The following is a 20,620-nucleotide window of genomic DNA, read 5'->3' as shown; positions in this document are numbered from 1 at the left end:
TCCTCAAGCCTCGAGTACAGCGCGAATTCGGTCTTGGTCGAGCCCTCGTTGGCCGATAACGACCAATCGACCTCCGCGCACCTCTCCGACACGCCAATCTCGGTCGTAATAATGCTGCAACCTGGCGCCGACAGCTTGAATGACAAGTCGCATCGGTTTGTCCTTGATTGCCGCGAAGCCCTTGAGGCGCAGGATTTCGTGGTTCACCAGCAGGGCCTTGATTTTATCGAGGAGTCCGGACGGCGAGGCGAGCTCGCCAATCGGGACGGAAAAGGATTCGAATTCGTCATGATCGTGCTCTGCCTCGTCGTCGTGATGCGATTTCCGCTGCTCGATATCGACTTCCGTCCCAATGCCTAGTCCGAGCAGCACGACGGGGTCGACCTCGCCGTGGCGAGCGGGCACGAGCTTCGCGGACGGGCCGAGCTGGCCCGCAATTTGGCCGGCGACCCGCGCAAGGGCGGCGGCGTCGAGAAGGTCGGACTTGTTGAGCACGACGAGATCGGCGCACGCAAGCTGGTCATCGAACAGCTCCTCGAGCGGGCTATCGTGATCGAGGTTGGGATCGGCGGCGCGCTGAGCCGCAAGACGCGCAAGATCGGCCGCGAAGCGGCCCTCCGCGACGGCGGCGGAATCGACGACGGTGACAACACCGTCGACCGTCACGCGCGTGCGGATATCGGGCCAGTTGAACGCTTGAACGAGCGGTTTTGGAAGTGCCAGGCCGGATGTCTCGATGATGATATGGTCCGGCCGCATGGGACGCGCCAACAGGGCTTGCATAGTCGGAAGAAATTCGTCCGCGACGGTGCAGCAGATGCATCCGTTTGCAAGCTCGATAATGTCATCCTCCTCGCACGCGGCGTCGCCGCAAGCCTTGAGGATTTCGCCATCGATTCCCATGTCGCCGAATTCATTGATGATAAGCGCTAAACGCCTGCCGTTCGCAGTCCGCAAGAGATGGCGAATGAGCGTCGTTTTGCCGGCTCCAAGGAATCCTGTGATGATCGTGGCGGGCAATTTGCCGTTCGTTGTCTCGCTCATGGAATTGTCTCTTCTGCTGGTTTCAGCTTGAGTGGCAAGCCGGCAACTACGAGTGCAACCGATTGCGCCGCGGCCGCCACGGCCCGATGAAGATAGCCGGCATGATCGCGAAAATGCCGCGCCAACTCGTTGTCTGGCACAATGCCGAGCCCGACCTCGTTTGACACGAACACAACGGGGCCGCCGAGAGTCGGCAGTGCCGAGACGAGTGCTTCAGATTCGCGAAGCGGATCTCTCCCCTCGCCAATCTGATTCGAGAGCCACAGGCTTAAACAGTCCACAAGCACGGCTGCCCCCGGCCGACAATGTGCATTGAGGGCCTTAACGAGATCGAGGGGTGCTTCCACCGTCGCCCATCGCTTGCCGCGTCGTGCGCGATGCACTTCGATCCGATGCGCCATTTCGACGTCCCTCGCCTCCGCGGTCGCAAGGTAGATGCAATCGCCTGGCCGGCCCTCGACCAGCTGTTCGGCGTAGCGGCTCTTGCCAGAACGCGCGCCTCCGAGCACCAGTGTCACGGGGGGCAATGACGTTCGATCCGTCATTAAGCGGCTCGACCGGAGCTTGAATATTTGCCGGTGCGAACGGTGCATTGGCGAATGAATTTGACGCGCATAGGTCTTGCCTCGGGCCGGCCGGTCGATTCCTACCCTTGCGGACGTACCGACCAGGGGCTCGTCACTGAGCCATGAGGTGGGTCGATGGAGGAGGAGAGTGGATCGCTCCCGCTCACCGGCACACCCCGTCCGGGTCGCTTCGCAAAGGTTCGCGATGGCAGGTCTCCTGGCTTGCGGCTCGTCGCCTGTGGCACCCGCCTTCCCGGTTTCCCAGTGGCGCTGCTCGGTGCCGGCCTGCCGCTTACAGTTGCGGGGGCAGCCGCGGCGTTGGCCTTGGCAAGGTTTTGCCAAAAGGCCGCACCGCATTCCCTATTGTCCCCGAAGTCCGGGGACCATCGCGCGCACATAGTGGCGGTAGGCCGCCGTTGGCGTCAAGCTGGATGAGTGTTGCGTAACGAAATGCCCTGGCACGCCACCCGCTTACGTTACGGCGTGTTCGGCACCCAAGAGAGCCATTCGGAAGCGCTGGGTAAGATATCTTCCGTCGCGTTCGGGCATCACCAACGGCTCGACTTCCAACTTGACTTTGGCAACGCCAAATGCAGGCCCCGGCACACGAAACAAAAGCTCGGTCAGCGCACTTGTGTCGCTTGCACGCTCGACTGTGCGTGTCGCGACAAAGCCCGCAGCACGCGCGAGCGCGCAGAGGTCGACCCCTTGTCCCGTCAGTCCCGCCTGTCGACCGGTTTCGCCGAATGCTTCGTTATCGAGGACAAGAATCGAGAGATTGCCCGGCTTTTGCACCGCGATCGTTGCAAGGGAGCCGATACCCATCAAGAGTTCGCCATCGCCCGTGATGACGACGATTCGCCGATTCGGTTGCGCCAACGCGAGGCCGAGGCCGACCATCGCCGCACTGCCCATCGCCCCCCAAAGATAAAAATTGCGGGCATCGTCGCCCGCTGCCGCCACGTCATACGTAGGCGAGCCGAGGCCCGTGACGACGAGTGCATCGCCCCGCGACTTCAGAAGTTCGGCAATCAAGCTGCGGCGGTTGAGCACGCGAACTCCCCCTCACTCCTCTTTGAACGGTTTCGCACCCAGCATGCGCTGGGTGATAAGCACGGCCGCCTGGAGTCCGCCGCTGAAGGCAAGGCGTGCCGCCGCCGCGACGATTTCCCCGGCTTCTTCCGCGCGAAAGACCTCAAAAAGCCTGACGCCCATGGCCGCAAGCGCCGGCCGCACAGCTTGACCCATGGGTACTTGCCAGGGATTGAACTCGCCCCACTCGCCTCGCATGGTCACGATCATGAGCAATGGGATGCCGCAAAGTGACGGCAGGGAGAGTGTGTTGATGCAGTTGCCGACCCCGCTCGATTGCATGAGGAGTGCCGAGCGCCCACCTCCCAGCCAAGCACCGCTCACAAGGCCCACGCCTTCCTCCTCGCTCGTAAGGGTCACAAGGCGCATTGTTCGCTCGTCGCGAATGAGATCGAGTAACCGCGTGAGGCCGGCATCGGGCACGGTCGCCACTTGGGTTACACCATAGTTGCGCAGCACATCGAGGGCATCACGCGCCCAGTCGTGGGCGACCTCTGGCGCCGTGGGTGGCATTGAACCCCTACCTAGAGTGGTGGATTTGAAGTTCCTAACATTTTGATGGCATCCGCGTTTAGGAACTTCAAATCCGAATACCACACTAGATACAATATATTCCTAGTGTGGCTTCGAATCCGAAATTCGCTCCCCGTCCCGCACCCAGATGTGGCGAATTTCGGATTCGCCACACTAGAGACGAGACAGGCGAGGCCATCATCCATGGCCGCAAGCCAGGCGTAAAGCCCCTTCCGCATTGCATCGGCAATACGGTCCGTGCGGCCACCGCATCGGGTTTCGCGATATTGCCTTCCGCTCGAATATGTCCCAATTTTGCGTGGCGATCGCGCGCCGGAAGAACGAAAAGCCGACAGCGCGGGTATTGCCTGGGTTAAAGCCATGGCGGCCGAAGACATGAAGAACGTTACGATCAGCAGTCTCGATGACCTCGCGGCACGGGTGCCGGACGGGGCCAAGCTCGCGATTCCAGCGGATTATTCAGGTGTGGCGATGGCGGCCACACTGGCGCTCATCCGTCGCGGCGTGCGCGGCCTCCACATTGTCACAGTACCTTCGAGCGGCCTTCAGGCCGAACTCCTCATCGGTGCGGGTCGCGTCGAAACGATCGAGACTTCGGCCATCACGCTCGGTGAGCTTGGACCCGCACCCCGGTTCGTGGACGCGGTGAAGCGAGGCAGCGTCCGTCTTCTCGATGCAACCTGCCCTGCCATTCATGCGGCCATTCAGGCGGCCGAAAAGGGGCTTCCCTTTGCCACGCTACGCGGCATTCTCGGCAGCGACCTGATGAGAGTTCGGAAGGATTGGAAGACGGTCGAAAATCCTTTCAATCCAGGTGACGAAATCGCGGCGTTTCCCGCGATCTCTCCCGATCTGGCTCTGTTCCACGCCCCATTTGCGGACCGCGAAGGAAATGTGTGGGTTGGCAGGCGCCGCGAACTCGTCACCATGGCGCACGCAGCACGCCAAACGCTTGTCACCGTCGAGGCGATTAGCGATTCGAGCCTTTTCGAGGACGAAGGCCTCGCAGCCGGCACGATTCCGGCTCTTTACGTGAGTTCGATAGCGGAAGTAAAACGCGGCGCCTGGCCGCTTGCGCTCTGGGGCCAGTACGAGGCAGATGGGGCAGTACTGCTGCGTTACGTCGAGGCCGCCCGCACGCGCGAGGGCTTCGAGCGCGTGCTCGCCGAATGGCTCGAGCGTCTTGCCGTGGCCGCCGAATGATCGAGCACACCAAGACCGAGGTTTTGATTGCGACGTTGGCGCGACTTCTGGCGGGCTGCCGGCATGTGTGCGTTGGCGCTGCTTCGCCAATTCCGGGCAGTGCAGCACTTTTGGCGCGCGCGCAAGCGGGAAGTGCGCTTCGGGTCAACCTTCTCGGCTCCCGCCGGCATAACTTCTTCACCAACGGCGGCGTGGAGCTTTTCGATTGCGCGGCGGAAGGGCGCATTGACGCATTTTTCCTTGGCGGCGGCCAGATCGACGGCCAAGCGAACATCAACCTTGTCGGCACAGGCGAATATCCGACGACAAACGTACGCTGGCCAGGCTCGTTCGGCTCGGCCTACCTATACTTCGTCGTCCCGCGTGTGATTCTTTTCCGTGAGGAGCATAGCCGGCGTGCCTTGGTCGAGAAGGTGGATTTCGTGTCGGCACCGGGCACAAGTGCCCCGGGGACCTATCGTCCGGGCGGGCCATGCGCTCTTGTGACCGGCCTCGCCCACTTTTCATTCGACCGCACGCGTCGCCGCTTCAGGCTCGAAAGCGTGCATCCCGGGCATTCGCTTGAGGAAATATTCGACAATACCGGCTTTTCCTTCGACAAACCCGAATGCGTCCCGTCGACGCCACCACCCGACGGGGAATCCCTCGCCCTCCTGCGCGGACTGGTCCGTGACGAGCTTGCCGAAACCTATCCGCGATTTGCCGCAGCCGCCTTCCCCACGCCGACCGCTTGAGACCCAAAGGGTAGCGCCGAGAGTCCCCGCGCTCGGGGCCTCCCCAAGTTCCCCACAAAACTCCGTAATATTGGTTGAAAGGGCGTTTTCGTGCTTGCGCAACTTACTTTGACGCAGATCGCACTCATCACGGGCATACTTGTGCTTGCCGGCCTTACCAAGGGTGTGCTGGGCGTTGGGCTGCCGCTTGTCGCCGTTCCACTTCTGGCTCAAGTAGTTCCAGTACCTCTCGCGATCATGACGCTCGCGGTTTCGACCGTGATGAGCAACGGGTTCCAGGCTCTCCAGGGTGGCCGGCTTGGCCCGGTATTCAGTCGTTTTTGGACGCTTTTCGTGCCCCTCGTTGCAGCCTTATTCTTCGGCGCGCGGCTTCTCGTCGACCTCGATGAGCGCAAGCTCGGCCTTATTCTGGGCACGGTCCTCATCTTGTTCACGGTACTTAATCGGTTTCCCGGTATTTTTCAGGTTACAGTTCGCCATGAAAGGCTCATAAGCCCGTTGGTCGGGCTCGTCTCCGGTCTGCTCGGAGGGGTCTCGTCGTTCTACGGCCCGCCCCTTCTTATGTACTTGGTGGCACTCAAGCTGCCGAAAGATTTCTTCATCAGCGCCGTGTCGACCGCACTCTTCCTCGGAGCGCTTCCACTCATCGTCTCGCTTTGGATCTATGGGGCGATGGGCCGCCAAGAGTTCATCCTCTCAGCCCTGAGCGTCGTTCCCGTTTTTGCTGGACTACTGGTCGGCCAAGCGATTCAGAAGCGCATGCCGCAAGAGGTCTTTCGGAAAGGCCTGTTGGTAATCTTGCTGCTGACCGGCGCAAGCCTGATCTTGCGCGCAGTGATTCGATAGGTCGTCCCAGCGGACCTTCGGGCCCTCGGGCCTGGGTATTTATGAATACTAGTGAAGGTGCTTGCGCTCTGGCGTCCCAGTGACAGCATGTTCGGCAGAGCCCCAGAGTTGATCGCTTGCCCAGTCCATTGCGGCACTGAGCGTATCCTCGCCGACTTCGTCGGCAACGATTGAGGCCACTTCGTTCAAAGCGTCTTCGAAATTCTCCGCGTGATCGTATCGGCCGTGCGCACGTAAGAGTTTCACGCAGGCGCCGCCGTGAAGGATCCAGAGTGCTGCCACCCGGGCGTCGTGTTCGCGGTCGTTCATGTCGATTCAGGCCCTCGATGATATTGGGCAACCGATAGGGCCATGCTAAACCCCATATGGTTAACGAACCGTTGGCGTCGTGATTGGTCGTTGAGCCCCACCGTGTCAATATTTTGACACAATATGGCATGATGCCACAAGGGATTGATTCGGCATGGAAGATATTAAATACGAGGGAAGCGTCCACCGTCAGGAAATCATAGGTCGAAGCTTGTGACGTACTTGTCGCGGTCACACAACGTTACTATGATTCTCTCATAAGCAAAATCGCTGGGGAGGACACCGAGCGGGGCAGCCAGCGCTCCGAGTAACCGTTCCTTCTCAAACGTACTGGGGATATTGTGTTCGGGGAAACACGGATTGCGCGCGCAACGTGGTCGCGCAGCATATCTTAGGAGGGAATCAGATGGTCATGACGAAGGGAGCAAAACAGGCAGATTCCGGCAACAATATTCCGCACATCGACTATGGACGCTTGATGGCGCTAAGCAGCGCAAACGCTGACGCATTCATGAAGGCGAGTGAGGCCATGCTAAAGGGGCTGGCTCAGCTCAACGGCGAATTGGTCAACTTCACGAGCACACAGCTCAAGGAGCACGTCGAAGGGAGCCAAGCGATCGCTCAATGCAGCAACTGGAGTGAAGCTCTCGAGAAGCAGATGTCCATGGCTCGCACCGTGACTGAGCAGTATCTCTCCGAAGCGAGCAAGCTCGCCGGCCTTGCGACCGAATTGACGATGGCAAGCTGGGCCCCGTTCGAGGCCTATCTGAGGACCAGCGTTGCCGAACAAGGTATCCACGAGAAAAAGCTCTAAAATCCGTCGGGAATGTACCGGGCGCTGACGGGATATCTCAGCGCGGAGCGATGGCCGCCAACGCGCGCCAGGGGCTTTGTCCTCTGGGCAATGGCGTAGCGATGGCTGTTCGACGCCGCCATTCGATGATGGCGGAAGGGAACTTGCATGCCCGACATCGGATTGGAAAAGGAAGCCATGCGGCGTTTTTGGACCGCACGTGGCCCAGCATGGGATCGCTGGGCTGACGTCGTGGCGGTTACAGCCCCGCGTCTGAATGAGCCGCTCATCACAGCCGCCCTGGTGAAATCAGGTCAAAAGATTCTCGACCTCGCGTCTGGTGCGGGCGAACCCGCCCTGACGATTTCGGAACGCATCGGCCCAGCCGGTGAAGTGGTGGCGAGCGATCTTGTGACCGAAATGCTGGAGGGAGCGCGAAGGCGCGCCAAAGCGCGCGGCCTTGCCAACTTGCGCTTCGAATTTGCGGATATGGAGGCTTTACCTTTTCCCGAGCGCAGTTTTGACCGCGTCACGTGCCGCTTCGGGATCATGTTCGTGCCGAATGCACGACGGGCCTTGGAGGAAGCTCAACGTGTGCTCGTCCCAGGTGGGCGTGCTGCGTTCATGGTATGGGGGCCGCGCGAAGATACCACGATGTTCCGTATCATCGTCGCCGCGGCCGACCGCATCCTTGGTCATGATCCGCAGCATGACATGTCAGTCATCTTCCGCTTTGCGGAGCCGGGCAGCCTTGCCAGCCTCTTCGATCGAGCGGGGTTCGTCGACGTCAAGGAGGAAGATTTGCACCTTTCGGGCAGCATGCCCCTCGGTGAGCCTTTCTGGAGGCCGCAGGTGGAAATGTCGCTGGGAACCCGGCTTACGAATGCCACCGCGCAAAAGCAGCGCGCATTGGAGGTCGCGGTCGAGGAAGCATTCGCTGGGGAAATCCAGGACGGCCGCTACGTGCTTGCCGCACATGCTCGCATCGTGACCGGCTCGGCACCGTGATATGCAGATGCCGTCACTCTTCGCTGTTCGCCGGATGGTAGTGTTTTGCGGTCTCGTCCGCGAGGCGGTGGAATTCGACGTAGCTGAATGGAATGCTTCCTACATAGATAAGCGCGAACACGGGCAGGGTTGACCAGGGCGCTCCGACCACGAAGCCCGCTGTCAAACCAACCAGAAGAAGTAGGGGCAGCACGTGGCGCTGCGGCACGCGGATGCTCTTACCGGAATAGGTCGGCACACGGCTGACCATGAGGGCCGAAACGCCGATGATAACCACCGCATTGACCAAGACGTGGCCGAAGAAAGCCGACCCAAGCTCGAAGCTCACCATCATCGGCGTCAAGACGAGCCCGGCCGCCGCGGGTGCGGGGACACCGGTGAAAAACTTGTATGCCCAGGGCGGCAAGTCGCTAGCACCCAGGCGGGTATTGAAACGCGCCAGCCGCAGCGCGCAGCAAACGCAATAGAGCAACACCAGCGCCCAACCGATGCTGCCCGCGGCACTCATCGTCCACTGGAAAAGCAGCACAGCGGGCGCCACCCCGAAATCGACAACGTCCGCGAGCGAATCCATCTCGGCGCCAAATTTCGTGCTGCCGCCGAGCATGCGTGCAATCCGCCCGTCGAGCGCATCGAGTATTCCGGCGAGAACGATCGAAACGACCGCGTGTTCAAAGCGGCCCTGCAGTCCGAAACGGATCGCCGTGAGGCCCGCGCAAAGCGCCAGCACCGTCAAGATGTTCGGGATCAGTTTGTTGAAGGAGAGATCTTTCAGCCGGTGACGAGGCCCCGGTGCCAGCATCAGCGCACCTCTCCCGCACGCTGCGGCTCACGGCTGTGCAGATCCGCAATGACGGTTTCCCCGCCCACGACTCGCTGACCGGCCGAGACGAGCGGTGCGATGCCGCTTGGCAGATAGACGTCGACTCGGCTGCCGAAGCGGATGATGCCGATACGTTCCCCGGCTCGCACTCGAGCACCCTCGTCGACGTGGCATACGATGCGGCGCGCGATGAGTCCGGCGATCTGCACGACCGTAAGTTCGGTCGACTGGCCGTCACCGTCGACCGAAAACCGAAGCGCCATGCGTTCGTTATCCTCGCTCGCCTTGTCGAGGGACGCATTTACGAAACGACCCGGGCGATAGCTTCGCCGCACGAGGCGCCCATCGCAGGGTGCGCGATTGACGTGCACATCGAAGATATTCATGAAAATGCTAACGCGCGTCAGCGATTGCGATTCCAATTCGAGCTCCGCAGGCGGCGACTCCTCGACGACCGGTAAAACGACCCCATCCGCTGGACTGATCACAAGGCCGGCACGCACCGGCGTAACCCGATCCGGATCGCGGAAGAAATACGCGCACCAAATAGACAGAACCAAGCCCAGCCATCCAAGTGGAACGCTGAGCCAGAATAGCAGCGCCGTCGCCGCGGCGAATGCGAGAATGAAGGGCCAGCCTTCGCGATGAATCCGAATCACAAAGCTCGTGGGCAACGCTCGCGCCCCGGTGGTTGCAGGGTCGCGCATTCTACCGGTGGCAAGGCACTGAATTAAAGCGGAAAACACCGCTCGGCACGGGTTGGAGGGGTTGTTTTTCGTGATCCCTGGCGTGGCGGCTTTGCAGTTTCTAGCATTTGCTCGGCAGATACGATTAGGAACTTCAAATCGGCCATATGGGATTGAAATGATTGCTCGTGTGGTCATGAGTCGAAAATTCGCTCATGGTCACGGACCCAGATTGGGCGAATTTTGGACGCACCACATCAGTTGCTCTTCGGCATGACGAATACCTGGCCCGGATAGATGAGGTCCGGGTTCTTGATTCGGTCCTTGTTCGCTTGGTAAATGATGGTGTACCGTGGGCCTTCGCCGTAATTGCGCCGCGCGAGGCGCCACAAGCTATTGCCCGGTTGCACGACGATCTTCCCGCCTTCCGCCAGCACCTGCTCCGGTTCGGCGCGCGAGAAAGGCAGCGCGAGGCGCTCCGTCACCTGCCCCGTATTACCGACTTCATCGAGACGCAACGTGTAGGACCCGGCATCGACCGCCTTCGAGGGCTCCAACTTCCATTGCCCATCGTCGCCGATCTCCGCGCGTCCGATCAGTTGATTGTCGAGGTAAGCAAGGACCGAGGATTTGGCGCTACCGTGCCCACTCAAGACAAGCCGCCCATTTTCGTCGTAATCGATTGCGTCGAGGCTGAATGTCGGCTTGGTTGACGAACCTCCGCCGGTTTGCGGCGTTTGCAGGACTTTGCTCGCGGCTCCTCCTTGACGGGGGATCGAAACGGCGAGGGCGCCGCTTTCCGTACCCGATTCAGGAACCACGACGACGACGGTGCGCTCGGAATTGAGGGTTCGGCCGTCCGGTAGCTTTGCCGAAAGACTAAGCTCGTGGTTGCCGCTCGGAAGATGTTCATCGGGGGTCAGCACCCACTCGCCGCGTGCGTCCGCCGTAACCTGACCGATGGGTTTGTCTCGATCGAGGACGGTTACCGTGGCACCGGGAGCCGCACGACCGGCTATGACGGCGTGGCCTTGTTCCACGCGCACGACGTCGAATGACGGGGAGGTTTCCGTTTGTGCGGGTGGTACGCCTGGCGCAACGGATTGCGGTGCTGAAGCACTCGGACTTCCGGTCTCTGTCGAGGGTGCTGTCGAGATTGTCGTCTGAGTCGTATCGCGGCTGAACCGAAGGAAGAACAGTGCCGCGGCAACAGTCGCCGCAATCGCCAAAAGTCCTAAGATGAGCGACCGCCTCATCGCGTCCTCATTCGCAGCGGCGGCGCCAGCCGTCGCCGGGAAGAAAGGCTAATACGCACCGAGTATCGTTGCAACAGAGCCTTGCCGGTCCGAATCGGCGCACTCACGATTTGGGCTTGGACTTGGATACCCGATGCTGAATTGGCGGAAGCGAGCGGAGATAAATGGCGATTGCCATTCGGTCCTCGGGACTTAATTTGCTGGTACTCTCGTTGACGACCCCTCCCATGCTCGCACCCAGCGAATCGCCCCCGGGCGTGAGACCGGTCTGGAGTGCGAAGGTAATGTCTTCGAGGGCCCACTTCCCGATTCCCGTCTCTTTGTCCGGCGTCAGGTTAGGAACGTGATCGCCGTCTGGTCCATCGTCTGTTCCGGCGAGTGTCATTTCTCGATCGAGGGCGCCCAACCGCGTGCGCGGCGTATGGCACTCGCCGCAGTGCCCAAGGGCTTGGACAAGGTAGGCTCCCCGGTTCCACTCGGCGGATTTTTCGGGATTCGGTTCATAGGGCCCGCGCTTGAGATAGAGCCAATTCCAAACCACCATGAGGACGCGGACATTATAAGGGAACCCGACCTTGTGCGGCACGTTTGGCCGTGTCACGGCAGGCACCGTCTTGAGATATGCGAAAAGATCAGCGATGTCGGGATCCGTCATGAAGGTGAAGGATGGATAGGGAAATACCGGATAGAAATGAGCACCCTTCGGCCCGACGCCGCTACGGATGGCCCGACGGAAATCCGCTTCGCTCCACTTGCCGATACCTGTTGCGGGATCGGGCGTGATGTTGGGCGAATAAAAGATGCCGAACGGGGTCGCGAGCGCGCGGCCACCAGAAAGGAACGGCCCATTGTTTTTCTTATCCGTGTGACATTCCGCGCAACCGGCTGCAGCCAGGATGTAGGCCCCGCGTCCAGCCGACGGCGCTGCGCCGGCTGTGCCGGTATCTTCGGCTTGCGCGAAATGCCCATAAAGTGCGCACGCAACCACCACGGCGGCTGCGAAGCCCCGATTTGGGGCACCGGCGCGCGACAAAATCCTTACGCGCATGCCCGCCCGCGTCGACGGAACCGCAAGCCATTTCGGGTCTCGCCCGCCTGCAACATTGCCCTAATCATTGCAGCAGAATGGTTATTCCTTTGGCTTGCGGAAAGACTCATGGCAACCCCCGCAGGCGTCCTTGCCCATCGCCACCGCCTGTTGGAACGTGGCAGCCTGATCGCCACCCTTGGCCACTTCGATTAGTTTGGCGCTTTCGGTCGTGAGCTTTTCCGCATCGGCCTTGAACTCATCCATTTTCTGCCAGATCTCCGGCTTTGCGCGCGTGTCGCCGGCTTCAGGGCCGGAGCCCGGAGGCACCAGGTCCGGGATGAGCTTACTGAGATTGTTGATGTCTTCCGCAAAGACGACGACGTGTTGCGCGTTGAAGGGGACCTGACCTTTGATCATGAGAACAATATTGTCCACATTGCTCCCGATGCTTTTCATGACATTTTGACGATATTCGATTGCTTTGGCCATGTCGGCGGCCTGGCCTTGCAACGCGACTCCTGCCAACGCCACGCCAAAAGCACCGGCCAAACATGCCGTTTCAATGATTCGCCGCATATGTCCTCCCCATGAGAATATTCAGCCCGGACTCGTCGGATGATCGGCACCCACTCCCTCGCTCGGCATCTCCGGCCCGGCCGACCGATGGCCGACTTCGGGACTTTGCCGAGGTCAAGCTCCTCTGAGCAAGCGTCTCTTGATCAAAATTGCTTGAGGATGGTCGCCGCGTCAGCCTTCTGACAATCTAGCGAAGGACGATATAATCGGAAAGGAACGAAAATCGGGCCGACGATGCGCGATCAAACGCAACGACGGATGACGACTGACAAATTAGGACTTCAATGGTCAAAATTACCTCCGTCTGCGTTTTTTGCGGCTCGTCCTTCGGCCATGCCGACCGTTACCGCGAAGAGGCTGCGCGCCTTGGTGGCCTCCTTGCCGAGCAAGGCATCACACTAATTTATGGCGGCGGCGGTGTGGGCCTCATGGGATCCATAGCGCAAGCAGCACTCGCGGCGGGTGGCCAAGTCATAGGGGTCATTCCACGATTTCTGGTGCGCGCGGAACTTGGCGTTCACAGCCTCACGCGTCTCGAAGTTGTCGACAGCATGCACGAACGCAAGGAGCGGATGTTTGCGCTCTCCGACGCGTTCATCGTATTACCCGGCGGAATGGGAACGCTCGACGAGACGCTCGAGATCCTGACCTGGAAACTGCTCGCACTTCACGACAAGCCTGTCGTGCTCGTTGATCTCGACGGTTACTGGCGCCCGTTCGCGCAACTCATCGACCACGTCATCGCCCATGGCTTTGCGCATGCACCGGCGCGCGTGGCGTTCCGGATGACCCAAAGCGTGGATGCAGCCCTCGCCGAAATCGCGGTCGCGCGGAAACCCAGGATCGAGCCGGCAGCGCCCGAACAGCTTTAAACGCGTCTGCGGACGCACGCCATTCCTCGACCCTTGCACAACGGCTTGGGGATGTTATTGTCCGCGCCAATCGGTGCCCCAACCGGAAACCGGTGGCAGCTTAATTCCAGGGGATTCAATCGATGAATAAGATCAAGGTCAAAAATCCGATTGTCGAGCTCGATGGCGATGAGATGACGCGAATCATCTGGCACCTCATTCGCGAGCGGCTCATCCGTCCGTATCTGGACATCAAGCTCGAGTACTACGATCTCGGCATCGAGACGCGCGACAAGACCGATGACCAGATCACGGTCGACGCAGCCAACGCGATCAAGAAGCACGGTGTCGGTGTAAAATGCGCAACCATCACGCCCGACGAGGCGCGCGTCAAGGAATTCAAGCTGAAAAAGATGTGGCGCTCACCCAACGGCACCATCCGCAACATCCTCGACGGAACGGTTTTCCGCGAACCGATTATCTGCAAGAACGTGCCGCGCATGATCCCCAACTGGACCAAACCAATCGTGATCGGGCGTCATGCCTTCGGCGATCAATACCGTGCAACGGATTTCAAGATACCCGGCCCTGGGAAACTCACCATCAGCTTCACGCCGAAAGACGGCGGGGCTCCCATCAATCACGACGTCTTCGATTTTCCGGGTGGAGGTGTGGCACTTGCGATGTACAACCTCGACGATTCAATTCGCGGCTTTGCGCGCGCTTGCTTCAATTACGGCCTCTCTCGCGGCTTTCCGGTTTACATGTCGACCAAGAACACAATTCTCAAAGCCTATGACGGGCGCTTCAAGGACATCTTCGAGGAGGTTTACCGCACCGAGTTCAAGCCGCGCTTCGATGCAAAAAAGCTGACCTACGATCACCGCCTGATCGACGACATGGTGGCTTCGGTACTCAAGTGGCATGGGGATTTCGTGTGGGCCTGCAAGAACTATGACGGCGACGTGCAGTCGGACACCGTAGCGCAGGGCTTCGGCTCGCTCGGCCTCATGACCTCAGTGCTGCTCTCGCCAGACGCCAAAACGGTCGAATCCGAAGCAGCACATGGCACGGTCACGCGGCACTATCGTCTGCATCAGCAAGGCAAGGAAACCTCGACCAACCCGATCGCGTCGATCTTCGCGTGGACGCGCGGCCTCAAATACCGGGGCGAGTTCGACAATTCGCCCGAAGTCATCAGGTTTGCCGACACGTTGGAGAGGGTCTGCGTCGAGACGGTCGAGTCCGGCCATATGACCAAGGATCTGGCCATGCTCATCGGCCCGGATGAGCCCTGGCTCAATACCCAGGCCTTCCTCGCCAAGCTCGACGAGAATCTCAAGGCGAAGGTGAACGCCTAGCGGCCGAGCTCGCGGATGCCACGATCCAGTCCATCGAGGGTCAATGGGTACATCCGCCAGCCGAAAACTCGACGGACCATTTCGATGGAAGCGGTATAGGGCCAAAAATGTTCGGGCACCGGGTTGAACCAGACTGCATGCTCGTAGGTACCGAGTAAGCGGCTGAGCCAAACGTGACCCGATTCTTCGTTCCAGTGCTCGACGCTGCCGCCCGGTGCAGTGATCTCATAAGGGCTCATCGAGGCATCGCCGACGAAGATCAGCTTGTAATCCGCCGGGAACGTGTGGAGAAGATCGAAGGTTGCCATGCGCTCGGTATTGCGCCTGCGGTTGTCCTTCCACACGCCCTCATAAACGCAATTGTGGAAGTAGAAAAATTCGAGGTGCTTGAACTCGCTACGGGCCGCTGAAAAAAGCTCCTCGCAGACGCGCACATGAGGGAACATAGACCCCCCAACGTCGAGCAGAAGCAGCACTTTGACTGTATTGTGGCGCTCGGGCACGAACTTCAGATCGAGGTAGCCTGCGTTCCGCGCCGTTGCGGCAATCGTGTCGGGCAAGTCGAGCTCCTCGGCTGCACCTTCTCGCGCAAAGCGCCTCAACCGTCGCAGCGCCAGTTTGATGTTTCGCGTGCCGAGCTCGACTTGATCGTCGAGGTTCCTGAAGTCGCGCCTGTCCCACACCTTGACCGCGCGGTTGTTGCGATTTCCGTCCTGGCCGATACGCACACCCTCGGGATTGTACCCGTATGCTCCGTAAGGCGAGGTACCGGCCGTGCCGATCCATTTGGACCCACCCTGATGCCGTCCCTTCTGTTCCGCGAGGCGCTGCCTTAGCGTTTCCATGAGCTTCTCAAGCCCACCCATGGCTTCGATCTGCGCTTTCTCTTCGTCGGTCAGGAGCAGTTCCGCAAGCTTCTTCAGCCATTCCTCGGGAACCTCGGCCGACTCCTCCGATGGCGTTTCAATACCCTTGAAACAGTGCGCGAAGACCCGATCGAACTTGTCGAGGTGGCGTTCGTCTTTCACAAGGGTCGAGCGGGACAGGTAATAGAAATGCTCAAACTGGAAATCGGCCAACCCCGTCTTCACCGCCTCAATCAATGTAAGGTACTCGCGCAAACTGACCGGAATATGGGCCTGCCTAAGTTCCAGGAAGAATTGCGTAAACACTTTGGCTGTCCTTCACCTCACCTGGGAATTCAGTTGCGCCGCTCGGCGCGGGCGAGAAACGCAATACGCTCGAGCTGGTGGACATCCTGCTCGTTCTTCAACAACGCGCCGTAGAGTGGGGGTATCACCTTGCCGACCTCTTTCGCGCGCAACACTTCCGGCCCGACCTCCTCGGACATCAGAAGCTTGAGCCAGTCGAGTAGCTCGGAGGTCGAAGGCTTCTTCTTGAGGCCGGGCACCTCGCGGATACTGTAGAAGACGTTGAGCGCTTCACGCACCAGGTCTGCCTTAACATTGGGAAAATGCACGTCGACAATACGCTCCATCGTTTCGCGATCGGGGAAGCGGATATAGTGGAAGAAGCAGCGGCGGAGAAAGGCGTCCGGAAGCTCCTTCTCGTTGTTGGAGGTGATGACGACGATCGGTCGCTGGCGCGCCCGCACCGTCTCGCGAGTTTCGTAAACGTAGAACTCCATGCGGTCGAGTTCCAGGAGCAGATCGTTCGGGAATTCGATATCCGCCTTGTCGATTTCATCGATGAGGAGGACCGGGCGTTCCTCTGCCCCGAAGGCCTCCCAGAGCTTGCCGCGCACGATGTAGTTGGCGATATTGTGCACGCGCCCGTCGCCGAGCTGGGAATCGCGCAGGCGCGAAACCGCGTCATATTCGTAGAGACCTTGTTGCGCCTTGGTCGTCGATTTGATGTGCCAGGCGATCAAGTTCCTGCCAAGCGCCTTTGCGATTTCGTGAGCGAGGATGGTCTTACCCGTTCCGGGCTCGCCCTTGACCAGTAGCGGCCGCTCGAGGGTGATCGCGGCATTGACTGCGACCATAAGGTCCTCGGTCGCGACGTAACTGTCGGTTCCCTGAAAGCGCATGACGTCTCCCGCTGGAAAATCAGCCGTGCCGGGCGAGGGCCGCCTCGATTGCGTCGAGAGCTGCCTGCAGTGCCGTGACGTCAGGGCCGCCCGCCTGGGCCATATCGGGCCTTCCTCCCCCACCCTTCCCGCCAAGCTTTTCCGCCCCGACGCGCACGAAATCGACTGCATTGAGCTTGTCGGTAAGATCCTCCGTGATACCGACGACGAGGGAGGCTTTGCCTTCTGCCTCCGCGGCAATCGCAACCACGCCCGAGCCCACTTGGCGTTTGAGCGTGTCGGCCATCGCCTTCAATTCGCGCGCGGGCACACCGTCGAGCTTGCGCGCAGCGAACTTGACCCCACCCACGTTCCTGGCCGTAGGCGCCGCAACCGTCCCACCGCCGGCCGCAAGCTTTTTTCGCATTTCGGTGATCTCGCGCTCGAGCCGCTTGCGCTCGTCGATCAGGTTCGAGACACGCGCTGGCACGTCGTTCGGCGCGACCTTGAGAGCTGCGGCAGCGCCCTGGAGCAAGGCTTCCTCGTGTTCGACGTAGTCGCCCGCGGCCTGGCCGGTCAATGCCTCGATGCGGCGAACACCCGCTGCAAGGGCCGCCTCGCTCACGAGCTTGAAGAAGCCGATATCGCCAGTGCGGCGCACATGGGTGCCGCCGCAAAGTTCGGTCGAAAAGGCGCCGTCCTTCTCTGCACCCATCGAGACGACGCGCACCTCGTCGCCGTACTTTTCACCGAAGAGCGCCAAGGCTCCGGCCTCGACGGCCGCACCGGGCGTCATAAGGCGCGTGGCGACGTCGGTATTCTGACGCACCCGGAAATTGACTTCCGACTCGACGGCGAGGATCTCCTCGCTCGCCATTGGCTTGGGATGACTGAAATCGAAGCGTAATCGCTCGGGCGCCACGAGCGAGCCCTTTTGGGTCACGTGCTCGCCGAGCACGCGGCGTAAAGCCTGGTGCAAAAGGTGGGTCGCCGAGTGATTGGCCCGCAGGCGGTCGCGGCGCTCCGCGTCAACGCGCATTTCGACGGCCTGTCCGACGGCGAGCTTACCCGACGTGATTTCGCCGTCATGAACGAAGAGATCGCCTGCCCTCTTCTGCGTGTCCGAAATTGCGATTTCAAGCCGGTCCGCCCCGAAAATAACGCCGCTATCGCCCATCTGCCCGCCCGACTCCCCATAAAACGGCGTTTGATTGAGGATGAGCTGCACTTTCAAACCGCGATCAGCACTCTGGACCGACTTGCCGCTCACGAGAATTGCTTGCACGACACCCTCGGCGGCTGTCGTTTCATACCCGAGAAACTCCGTGGCGCCGCATTTCTCCCGCAGCTCGTACCACAGCTTGTCGGTCGCCTGCTCGCCCGAACCCGCCCACGCCTTGCGCGCTTCTGCACGCTGACGTTCCATCGCGACGTTGAAGCCCTCGACATCGGCTTTGCGGCCATCCGCGCGCAGCACGTCTTGGGTAAGATCGAGGGGGAAGCCATACGTGTCATAAAGCCTGAACGCCACCTCGCCTGGAAGCGGCTTGCCGGGATCGAGCGACGAGGTCGCCTCCTCGAGCAGGCGCAAACCCCGGCCCAACATCTCCTTGAACCGAGTCTCTTCGAGTTTGAGCGTCTCGGCAATGAGCGGCTGGGCGCGCAGCAGTTCGGGGTAGGCAGCCCCCATCCTCTCGACGAGTGCCGGGACAAGCCGCCACATGAGAGGCTCCTTGCAGCCGATGATGTGGGCATGGCGCATAGCTCTGCGCATGATCCGGCGCAACACATAGCCGCGTCCCTCGTTCGACGGCAGCACGCCGTCGGCAATGAGGAAGGAGGTTGCGCGCAAATGATCCGCGATTACCCGATGCGACACCGCATGCGGCCCGTCGGGGGCGGTATGGCTCATTTCCGCCGAGTTCTCGATAAGGCCGCGCATGAGATCGATATCGTAATTGTCGTGCTTGCCCTGGAGGACCGCGGTTATGCGCTCGAGCCCCATGCCCGTGTCGATCGAGGGCTTGGGCAGTGAAATCCGCTTGCCCGGCTCGATCTGCTCGAACTGCATGAAGACGAGATTCCAGATTTCGATGAAACGATCGCCGTCCGCGTCGGCACTGCCGGGCGGCCCGCCCGGAATACCTTCACCGTGGTCGAAAAAGATCTCCGAGCAGGGCCCGCACGGCCCCGTATCTCCCATGGCCCAGAAATTGTCCGAGGTCGCGATGCGGATGATGCGACTTTCGGGAAGCCCCGCGATTTTCCTCCAAAGGCCGAATGCCTCGTCATCCTCCGAATAGACGGTTGCGGTGAGCCGATCTTTAGGCAGGCCATAGTCCTTCGTGATCAAAGCCCAGGCAAGCTCGATGGCGCGCTCCTTGAAATAGTCGCCGAAAGAAAAATTGCCAAGCATCTCGAAAAAGGTGTGATGGCGTGCGGTGTAGCCGACATTTTCGAGATCGTTGTGTTTGCCGCCGGCACGCACGCATTTCTGTGCCGTTGCCGCGCGTTGGTACGGCCGCTTTTCGACGCCCGTAAAGACGCTCTTGAACTGCACCATGCCGGCATTGGTGAAGAGCAGAGTCGGGTCGTTGCGCGGGACAAGTGAACTCGACGGCACGACTTCGTGGCCGTGTCGCCTGAAAAACTCAAGGAAGGTCGTGCGGACTTCGTTCGTGGTCGTCATGATCTCGGCACGGTTACGTGTCTCATCACCATTCCGGGTCCCGGAGCCGGGCTCGAACCCTGGAATCTGGCGCGATTTGGCGGAACGTCAAACGGATGGCGCCCGCAGGCGCCAAATCCAGCTCATTCGGCGCACGTTTCTACCTTGCGCGGCACGACCCTGTCCAGTAAACGGCCCAGCCCGCCAAAGAGCGATGTCCCGCAAAAGGGCGGCCCAGCGGGCTAAGCTACTCGGCGCGCAGCGTGCCCCGACCCACCTTCCACCGGGATCCCTGCAGTCAAGGCCGATGCCTGACTTGCGACGAGGCGAGGCAGCCCGAGGCGCCGAACGGCGGGTGCCCGAGGTGCGAGCGTCGTCAAACAGCGACGGCCCCGAATCGTTCCGGGGCCGCGCCGCATGCGCCCGGGTACTGGCGCACTGGGGAATTCGGCTCAGTGTCAACTATTCGCCGGCTTCGGCCGCCTCGCCGTCCTCCGGAGAGCCCATGAGGGCGTTCGCCACGATGCCGGCGTTCGAGCGGATCATACGGTCGATCTCGGCGGCCATTTCCTTGTTCTCCTTGAGGAATTGCTTGGCGTTCTCGCGGCCCTGACCGATGCGCTGACCGTTGTAGGAGAACCACGCACCCGACTTCTCGATGATGTTGGCCTTGACTCCGAGATCGACCAATTCGCCCGTCTTGGAGATACCTTCGCCGTACATGATGTCGAATTCGACCACTTTGAAAGGTGGGGCCACCTTGTTCTTCACGACCTTGACGCGAGTCTGGTTGCCGACCACTTCGTCCTTGTCCTTGATGGCGCCGATGCGACGGATGTCGAGCCGAACCGAGGCATAGAACTTGAGCGCATTGCCGCCCGTCGTCGTCTCGGGATTGCCGAACATGATGCCGATTTTCATCCGGATCTGATTGATGAAGATTACGAGGCATTGGGAGCGCGCGATCGAGCTTGTGAGCTTGCGCAAGGCCTGGCTCATCAGGCGGGCTTGAAGCCCGACATGGGAATCGCCCATTTCGCCTTCAAGTTCGGCCCGCGGCACGAGGGCTGCCACGCTGTCGACCACGAGCACGTCGATGGCGCCCGAGCGAACGAGGGTATCGGTGATTTCAAGCGCCTGCTCGCCCGCGTCCGGTTGCGAGATGAGGAGGTTGTCCACATCGACGCCTAGCTTTTTTGCATAGGTCGGAT

At 60.5% G+C, this 20,620-nt stretch carries 21 protein-coding genes and 1 riboswitch; of the genes, 7 read left to right on the top strand and 14 right to left on the bottom strand.

The genetic code is table 11. From position 1 onward, the window contains the following. Positions 1-3: 3 nt before the first annotated feature. The 4 genes from cobW to VEJ16_13570 form a co-directional block, all read right to left on the bottom strand. A complete protein-coding gene (gene cobW / locus VEJ16_13585; protein ID HYB10696.1) occupies positions 4-1,044 on the bottom strand; it encodes a cobalamin biosynthesis protein CobW in 1,041 nt (346 codons plus the stop codon). Further along, a complete protein-coding gene (gene cobU, locus VEJ16_13580; protein ID HYB10695.1) occupies positions 1,041-1,589 on the bottom strand; it encodes a bifunctional adenosylcobinamide kinase/adenosylcobinamide-phosphate guanylyltransferase in 549 nt (182 codons plus the stop codon). Before cobU ends, cobW begins: the two co-directional genes overlap by 4 nt. A 210-nt stretch (positions 1,590-1,799) precedes the next feature. Further along, positions 1,800-2,013, bottom strand: a riboswitch (cobalamin riboswitch). A 68-nt stretch (positions 2,014-2,081) separates the two neighbouring features. Beyond that, the gene (locus VEJ16_13575) at positions 2,082-2,663 is read right to left on the bottom strand and encodes a thiamine pyrophosphate-dependent enzyme (GenBank protein ID HYB10694.1); all 582 of its coding nucleotides are present in this window, start codon (positions 2,661-2,663) and stop codon (positions 2,082-2,084) included. A 12-nt stretch (positions 2,664-2,675) separates the two neighbouring features. Further along, complete coding sequence (locus tag VEJ16_13570) at positions 2,676-3,215, bottom strand: thiamine pyrophosphate-binding protein (protein HYB10693.1); 540 nt, start codon at positions 3,213-3,215, stop codon at positions 2,676-2,678. Positions 3,216-3,596: 381 nt separating this feature from the next. On the opposite strand from VEJ16_13570, the gene VEJ16_13565 reads away from it, so the two are divergent. From VEJ16_13565 to VEJ16_13555, 3 genes are all read left to right on the top strand, one after another. Continuing rightward, on the top strand, positions 3,597-4,439 hold the full coding sequence (locus VEJ16_13565) for a CoA-transferase (protein HYB10692.1): 843 nt from the start codon (positions 3,597-3,599) through the stop codon (positions 4,437-4,439). Continuing rightward, positions 4,436-5,173 carry a CoA-transferase gene (locus VEJ16_13560; protein HYB10691.1) on the top strand — a complete coding sequence of 246 codons (738 nt, stop codon included), beginning with the start codon at positions 4,436-4,438 and terminating at the stop codon, positions 5,171-5,173. Before VEJ16_13565 ends, VEJ16_13560 begins: the two co-directional genes overlap by 4 nt. Before the next feature lie 90 nt (positions 5,174-5,263). Next, on the top strand, positions 5,264-6,019 hold the full coding sequence (locus VEJ16_13555; GenBank protein ID HYB10690.1) for a sulfite exporter TauE/SafE family protein: 756 nt from the start codon (positions 5,264-5,266) through the stop codon (positions 6,017-6,019). Between the two features lie 48 nt (positions 6,020-6,067). Here VEJ16_13555 and VEJ16_13550 read toward each other — a convergent pair whose 3' ends face one another. After that, a complete protein-coding gene (locus VEJ16_13550) occupies positions 6,068-6,328 on the bottom strand; it encodes a hypothetical protein (protein HYB10689.1) in 261 nt (86 codons plus the stop codon). Between the two features lie 412 nt (positions 6,329-6,740). Between VEJ16_13550 and VEJ16_13545 the strand changes: the two genes are divergently transcribed. Both VEJ16_13545 and VEJ16_13540 read left to right on the top strand, forming a co-directional pair. Then, positions 6,741-7,142: a phasin family protein gene (locus VEJ16_13545; protein ID HYB10688.1), complete on the top strand. Its 402-nt coding sequence runs from the start codon at positions 6,741-6,743 to the stop codon at positions 7,140-7,142. A gap of 147 nt (positions 7,143-7,289) precedes the next feature. Then, a complete protein-coding gene (locus VEJ16_13540) occupies positions 7,290-8,129 on the top strand; it encodes a class I SAM-dependent methyltransferase (protein ID HYB10687.1) in 840 nt (279 codons plus the stop codon). 13 nt (positions 8,130-8,142) lie between these two features. Here the strand turns inward: VEJ16_13540 and pssA are convergent, their stop codons facing one another. The 5 genes from pssA to VEJ16_13515 form a co-directional block, all read right to left on the bottom strand. Continuing rightward, positions 8,143-8,931 (bottom strand): CDP-diacylglycerol--serine O-phosphatidyltransferase, encoded by a 789-nt coding sequence (gene pssA, locus VEJ16_13535; GenBank protein HYB10686.1) that lies wholly within the window; start codon positions 8,929-8,931, stop codon positions 8,143-8,145. After that, positions 8,931-9,659: a phosphatidylserine decarboxylase gene (locus VEJ16_13530; GenBank protein HYB10685.1), complete on the bottom strand. Its 729-nt coding sequence runs from the start codon at positions 9,657-9,659 to the stop codon at positions 8,931-8,933. The genes pssA and VEJ16_13530 overlap by 1 nt, the downstream gene beginning before the upstream one ends. Before the next feature lie 236 nt (positions 9,660-9,895). Further along, positions 9,896-10,894, bottom strand: coding sequence for an Ig-like domain-containing protein (locus VEJ16_13525; GenBank protein HYB10684.1), 999 nt, complete (start codon positions 10,892-10,894; stop codon positions 9,896-9,898). A gap of 103 nt (positions 10,895-10,997) precedes the next feature. Continuing rightward, positions 10,998-11,942 (bottom strand): cytochrome c, encoded by a 945-nt coding sequence (locus VEJ16_13520; GenBank protein ID HYB10683.1) that lies wholly within the window; start codon positions 11,940-11,942, stop codon positions 10,998-11,000. An 81-nt stretch (positions 11,943-12,023) separates the two neighbouring features. Next, complete coding sequence (locus VEJ16_13515; GenBank protein ID HYB10682.1) at positions 12,024-12,473, bottom strand: cytochrome c; 450 nt, start codon at positions 12,471-12,473, stop codon at positions 12,024-12,026. Between the two features lie 311 nt (positions 12,474-12,784). Here VEJ16_13515 and VEJ16_13510 point away from each other — a divergent pair, with 311 nt between their 5' ends. After that, complete coding sequence (locus VEJ16_13510; GenBank protein HYB10681.1) at positions 12,785-13,372, top strand: TIGR00730 family Rossman fold protein; 588 nt, start codon at positions 12,785-12,787, stop codon at positions 13,370-13,372. 122 nt (positions 13,373-13,494) lie between these two features. Then, positions 13,495-14,712, top strand: a complete 1,218-nt coding sequence (locus tag VEJ16_13505) for an NADP-dependent isocitrate dehydrogenase (GenBank protein HYB10680.1) — start codon at positions 13,495-13,497, stop codon at positions 14,710-14,712. On the opposite strand, the gene VEJ16_13500 is transcribed toward VEJ16_13505, so the two are convergent. The 4 genes from VEJ16_13500 to recA all read right to left on the bottom strand — a co-directional run. Next, on the bottom strand, positions 14,709-15,884 hold the full coding sequence (locus tag VEJ16_13500) for a VWA domain-containing protein (protein HYB10679.1): 1,176 nt from the start codon (positions 15,882-15,884) through the stop codon (positions 14,709-14,711). The genes VEJ16_13505 and VEJ16_13500 overlap by 4 nt on opposite strands. Positions 15,885-15,913: 29 nt before the next feature. Further along, positions 15,914-16,762: a MoxR family ATPase gene (locus tag VEJ16_13495; GenBank protein HYB10678.1), complete on the bottom strand. Its 849-nt coding sequence runs from the start codon at positions 16,760-16,762 to the stop codon at positions 15,914-15,916. Positions 16,763-16,781: 19 nt separating this feature from the next. Beyond that, on the bottom strand, positions 16,782-19,430 hold the full coding sequence (alaS, locus tag VEJ16_13490; protein ID HYB10677.1) for an alanine--tRNA ligase: 2,649 nt from the start codon (positions 19,428-19,430) through the stop codon (positions 16,782-16,784). Between the two features lie 441 nt (positions 19,431-19,871). Then, a partial coding sequence (recA, locus tag VEJ16_13485) for a recombinase RecA (protein HYB10676.1) occupies positions 19,872-20,620 on the bottom strand: 749 nt, incomplete at its 5' end.

This window comes from Alphaproteobacteria bacterium, from assembly GCA_035625915.1.
GTDB lineage: Bacteria > Pseudomonadota > Alphaproteobacteria > JACZXZ01 > JACZXZ01 > DATDHA01.
Note: the sequence above shows the minus strand (reverse complement) of the source record. Positions and strands in the feature narration are given on the sequence as shown.

What these genes read in the sequence shown, in the direction of transcription:
- VEJ16_13570 (HYB10693.1), bottom strand. Translation starts at nt 3,215, where the DNA reads ATGCCACCCACGGCGCCAGAGGTCGCCCACGACTGGGCGCGTGATGCC.
- VEJ16_13525 (HYB10684.1), bottom strand. Translation starts at nt 10,894, where the DNA reads ATGAGGCGGTCGCTCATCTTAGGACTTTTGGCGATTGCGGCGACTGTT.
- VEJ16_13520 (HYB10683.1), bottom strand. Translation starts at nt 11,942, where the DNA reads ATGCGCGTAAGGATTTTGTCGCGCGCCGGTGCCCCAAATCGGGGCTTC.
- VEJ16_13540 (HYB10687.1), top strand. Translation starts at nt 7,290, where the DNA reads ATGCCCGACATCGGATTGGAAAAGGAAGCCATGCGGCGTTTTTGGACC.
- alaS (HYB10677.1), bottom strand. Translation starts at nt 19,430, where the DNA reads ATGACGACCACGAACGAAGTCCGCACGACCTTCCTTGAGTTTTTCAGG.
- pssA (HYB10686.1), bottom strand. Translation starts at nt 8,931, where the DNA reads ATGCTGGCACCGGGGCCTCGTCACCGGCTGAAAGATCTCTCCTTCAAC.
- VEJ16_13550 (HYB10689.1), bottom strand. Translation starts at nt 6,328, where the DNA reads ATGAACGACCGCGAACACGACGCCCGGGTGGCAGCACTCTGGATCCTT.
- VEJ16_13510 (HYB10681.1), top strand. Translation starts at nt 12,785, where the DNA reads ATGGTCAAAATTACCTCCGTCTGCGTTTTTTGCGGCTCGTCCTTCGGC.
- VEJ16_13505 (HYB10680.1), top strand. Translation starts at nt 13,495, where the DNA reads ATGAATAAGATCAAGGTCAAAAATCCGATTGTCGAGCTCGATGGCGAT.
- VEJ16_13530 (HYB10685.1), bottom strand. Translation starts at nt 9,659, where the DNA reads ATGCGCGACCCTGCAACCACCGGGGCGCGAGCGTTGCCCACGAGCTTT.
- VEJ16_13565 (HYB10692.1), top strand. Translation starts at nt 3,597, where the DNA reads ATGGCGGCCGAAGACATGAAGAACGTTACGATCAGCAGTCTCGATGAC.
- VEJ16_13545 (HYB10688.1), top strand. Translation starts at nt 6,741, where the DNA reads ATGACGAAGGGAGCAAAACAGGCAGATTCCGGCAACAATATTCCGCAC.
- VEJ16_13560 (HYB10691.1), top strand. Translation starts at nt 4,436, where the DNA reads ATGATCGAGCACACCAAGACCGAGGTTTTGATTGCGACGTTGGCGCGA.
- VEJ16_13495 (HYB10678.1), bottom strand. Translation starts at nt 16,762, where the DNA reads ATGCGCTTTCAGGGAACCGACAGTTACGTCGCGACCGAGGACCTTATG.
- cobU (HYB10695.1), bottom strand. Translation starts at nt 1,589, where the DNA reads ATGACGGATCGAACGTCATTGCCCCCCGTGACACTGGTGCTCGGAGGC.
- cobW (HYB10696.1), bottom strand. Translation starts at nt 1,044, where the DNA reads ATGAGCGAGACAACGAACGGCAAATTGCCCGCCACGATCATCACAGGA.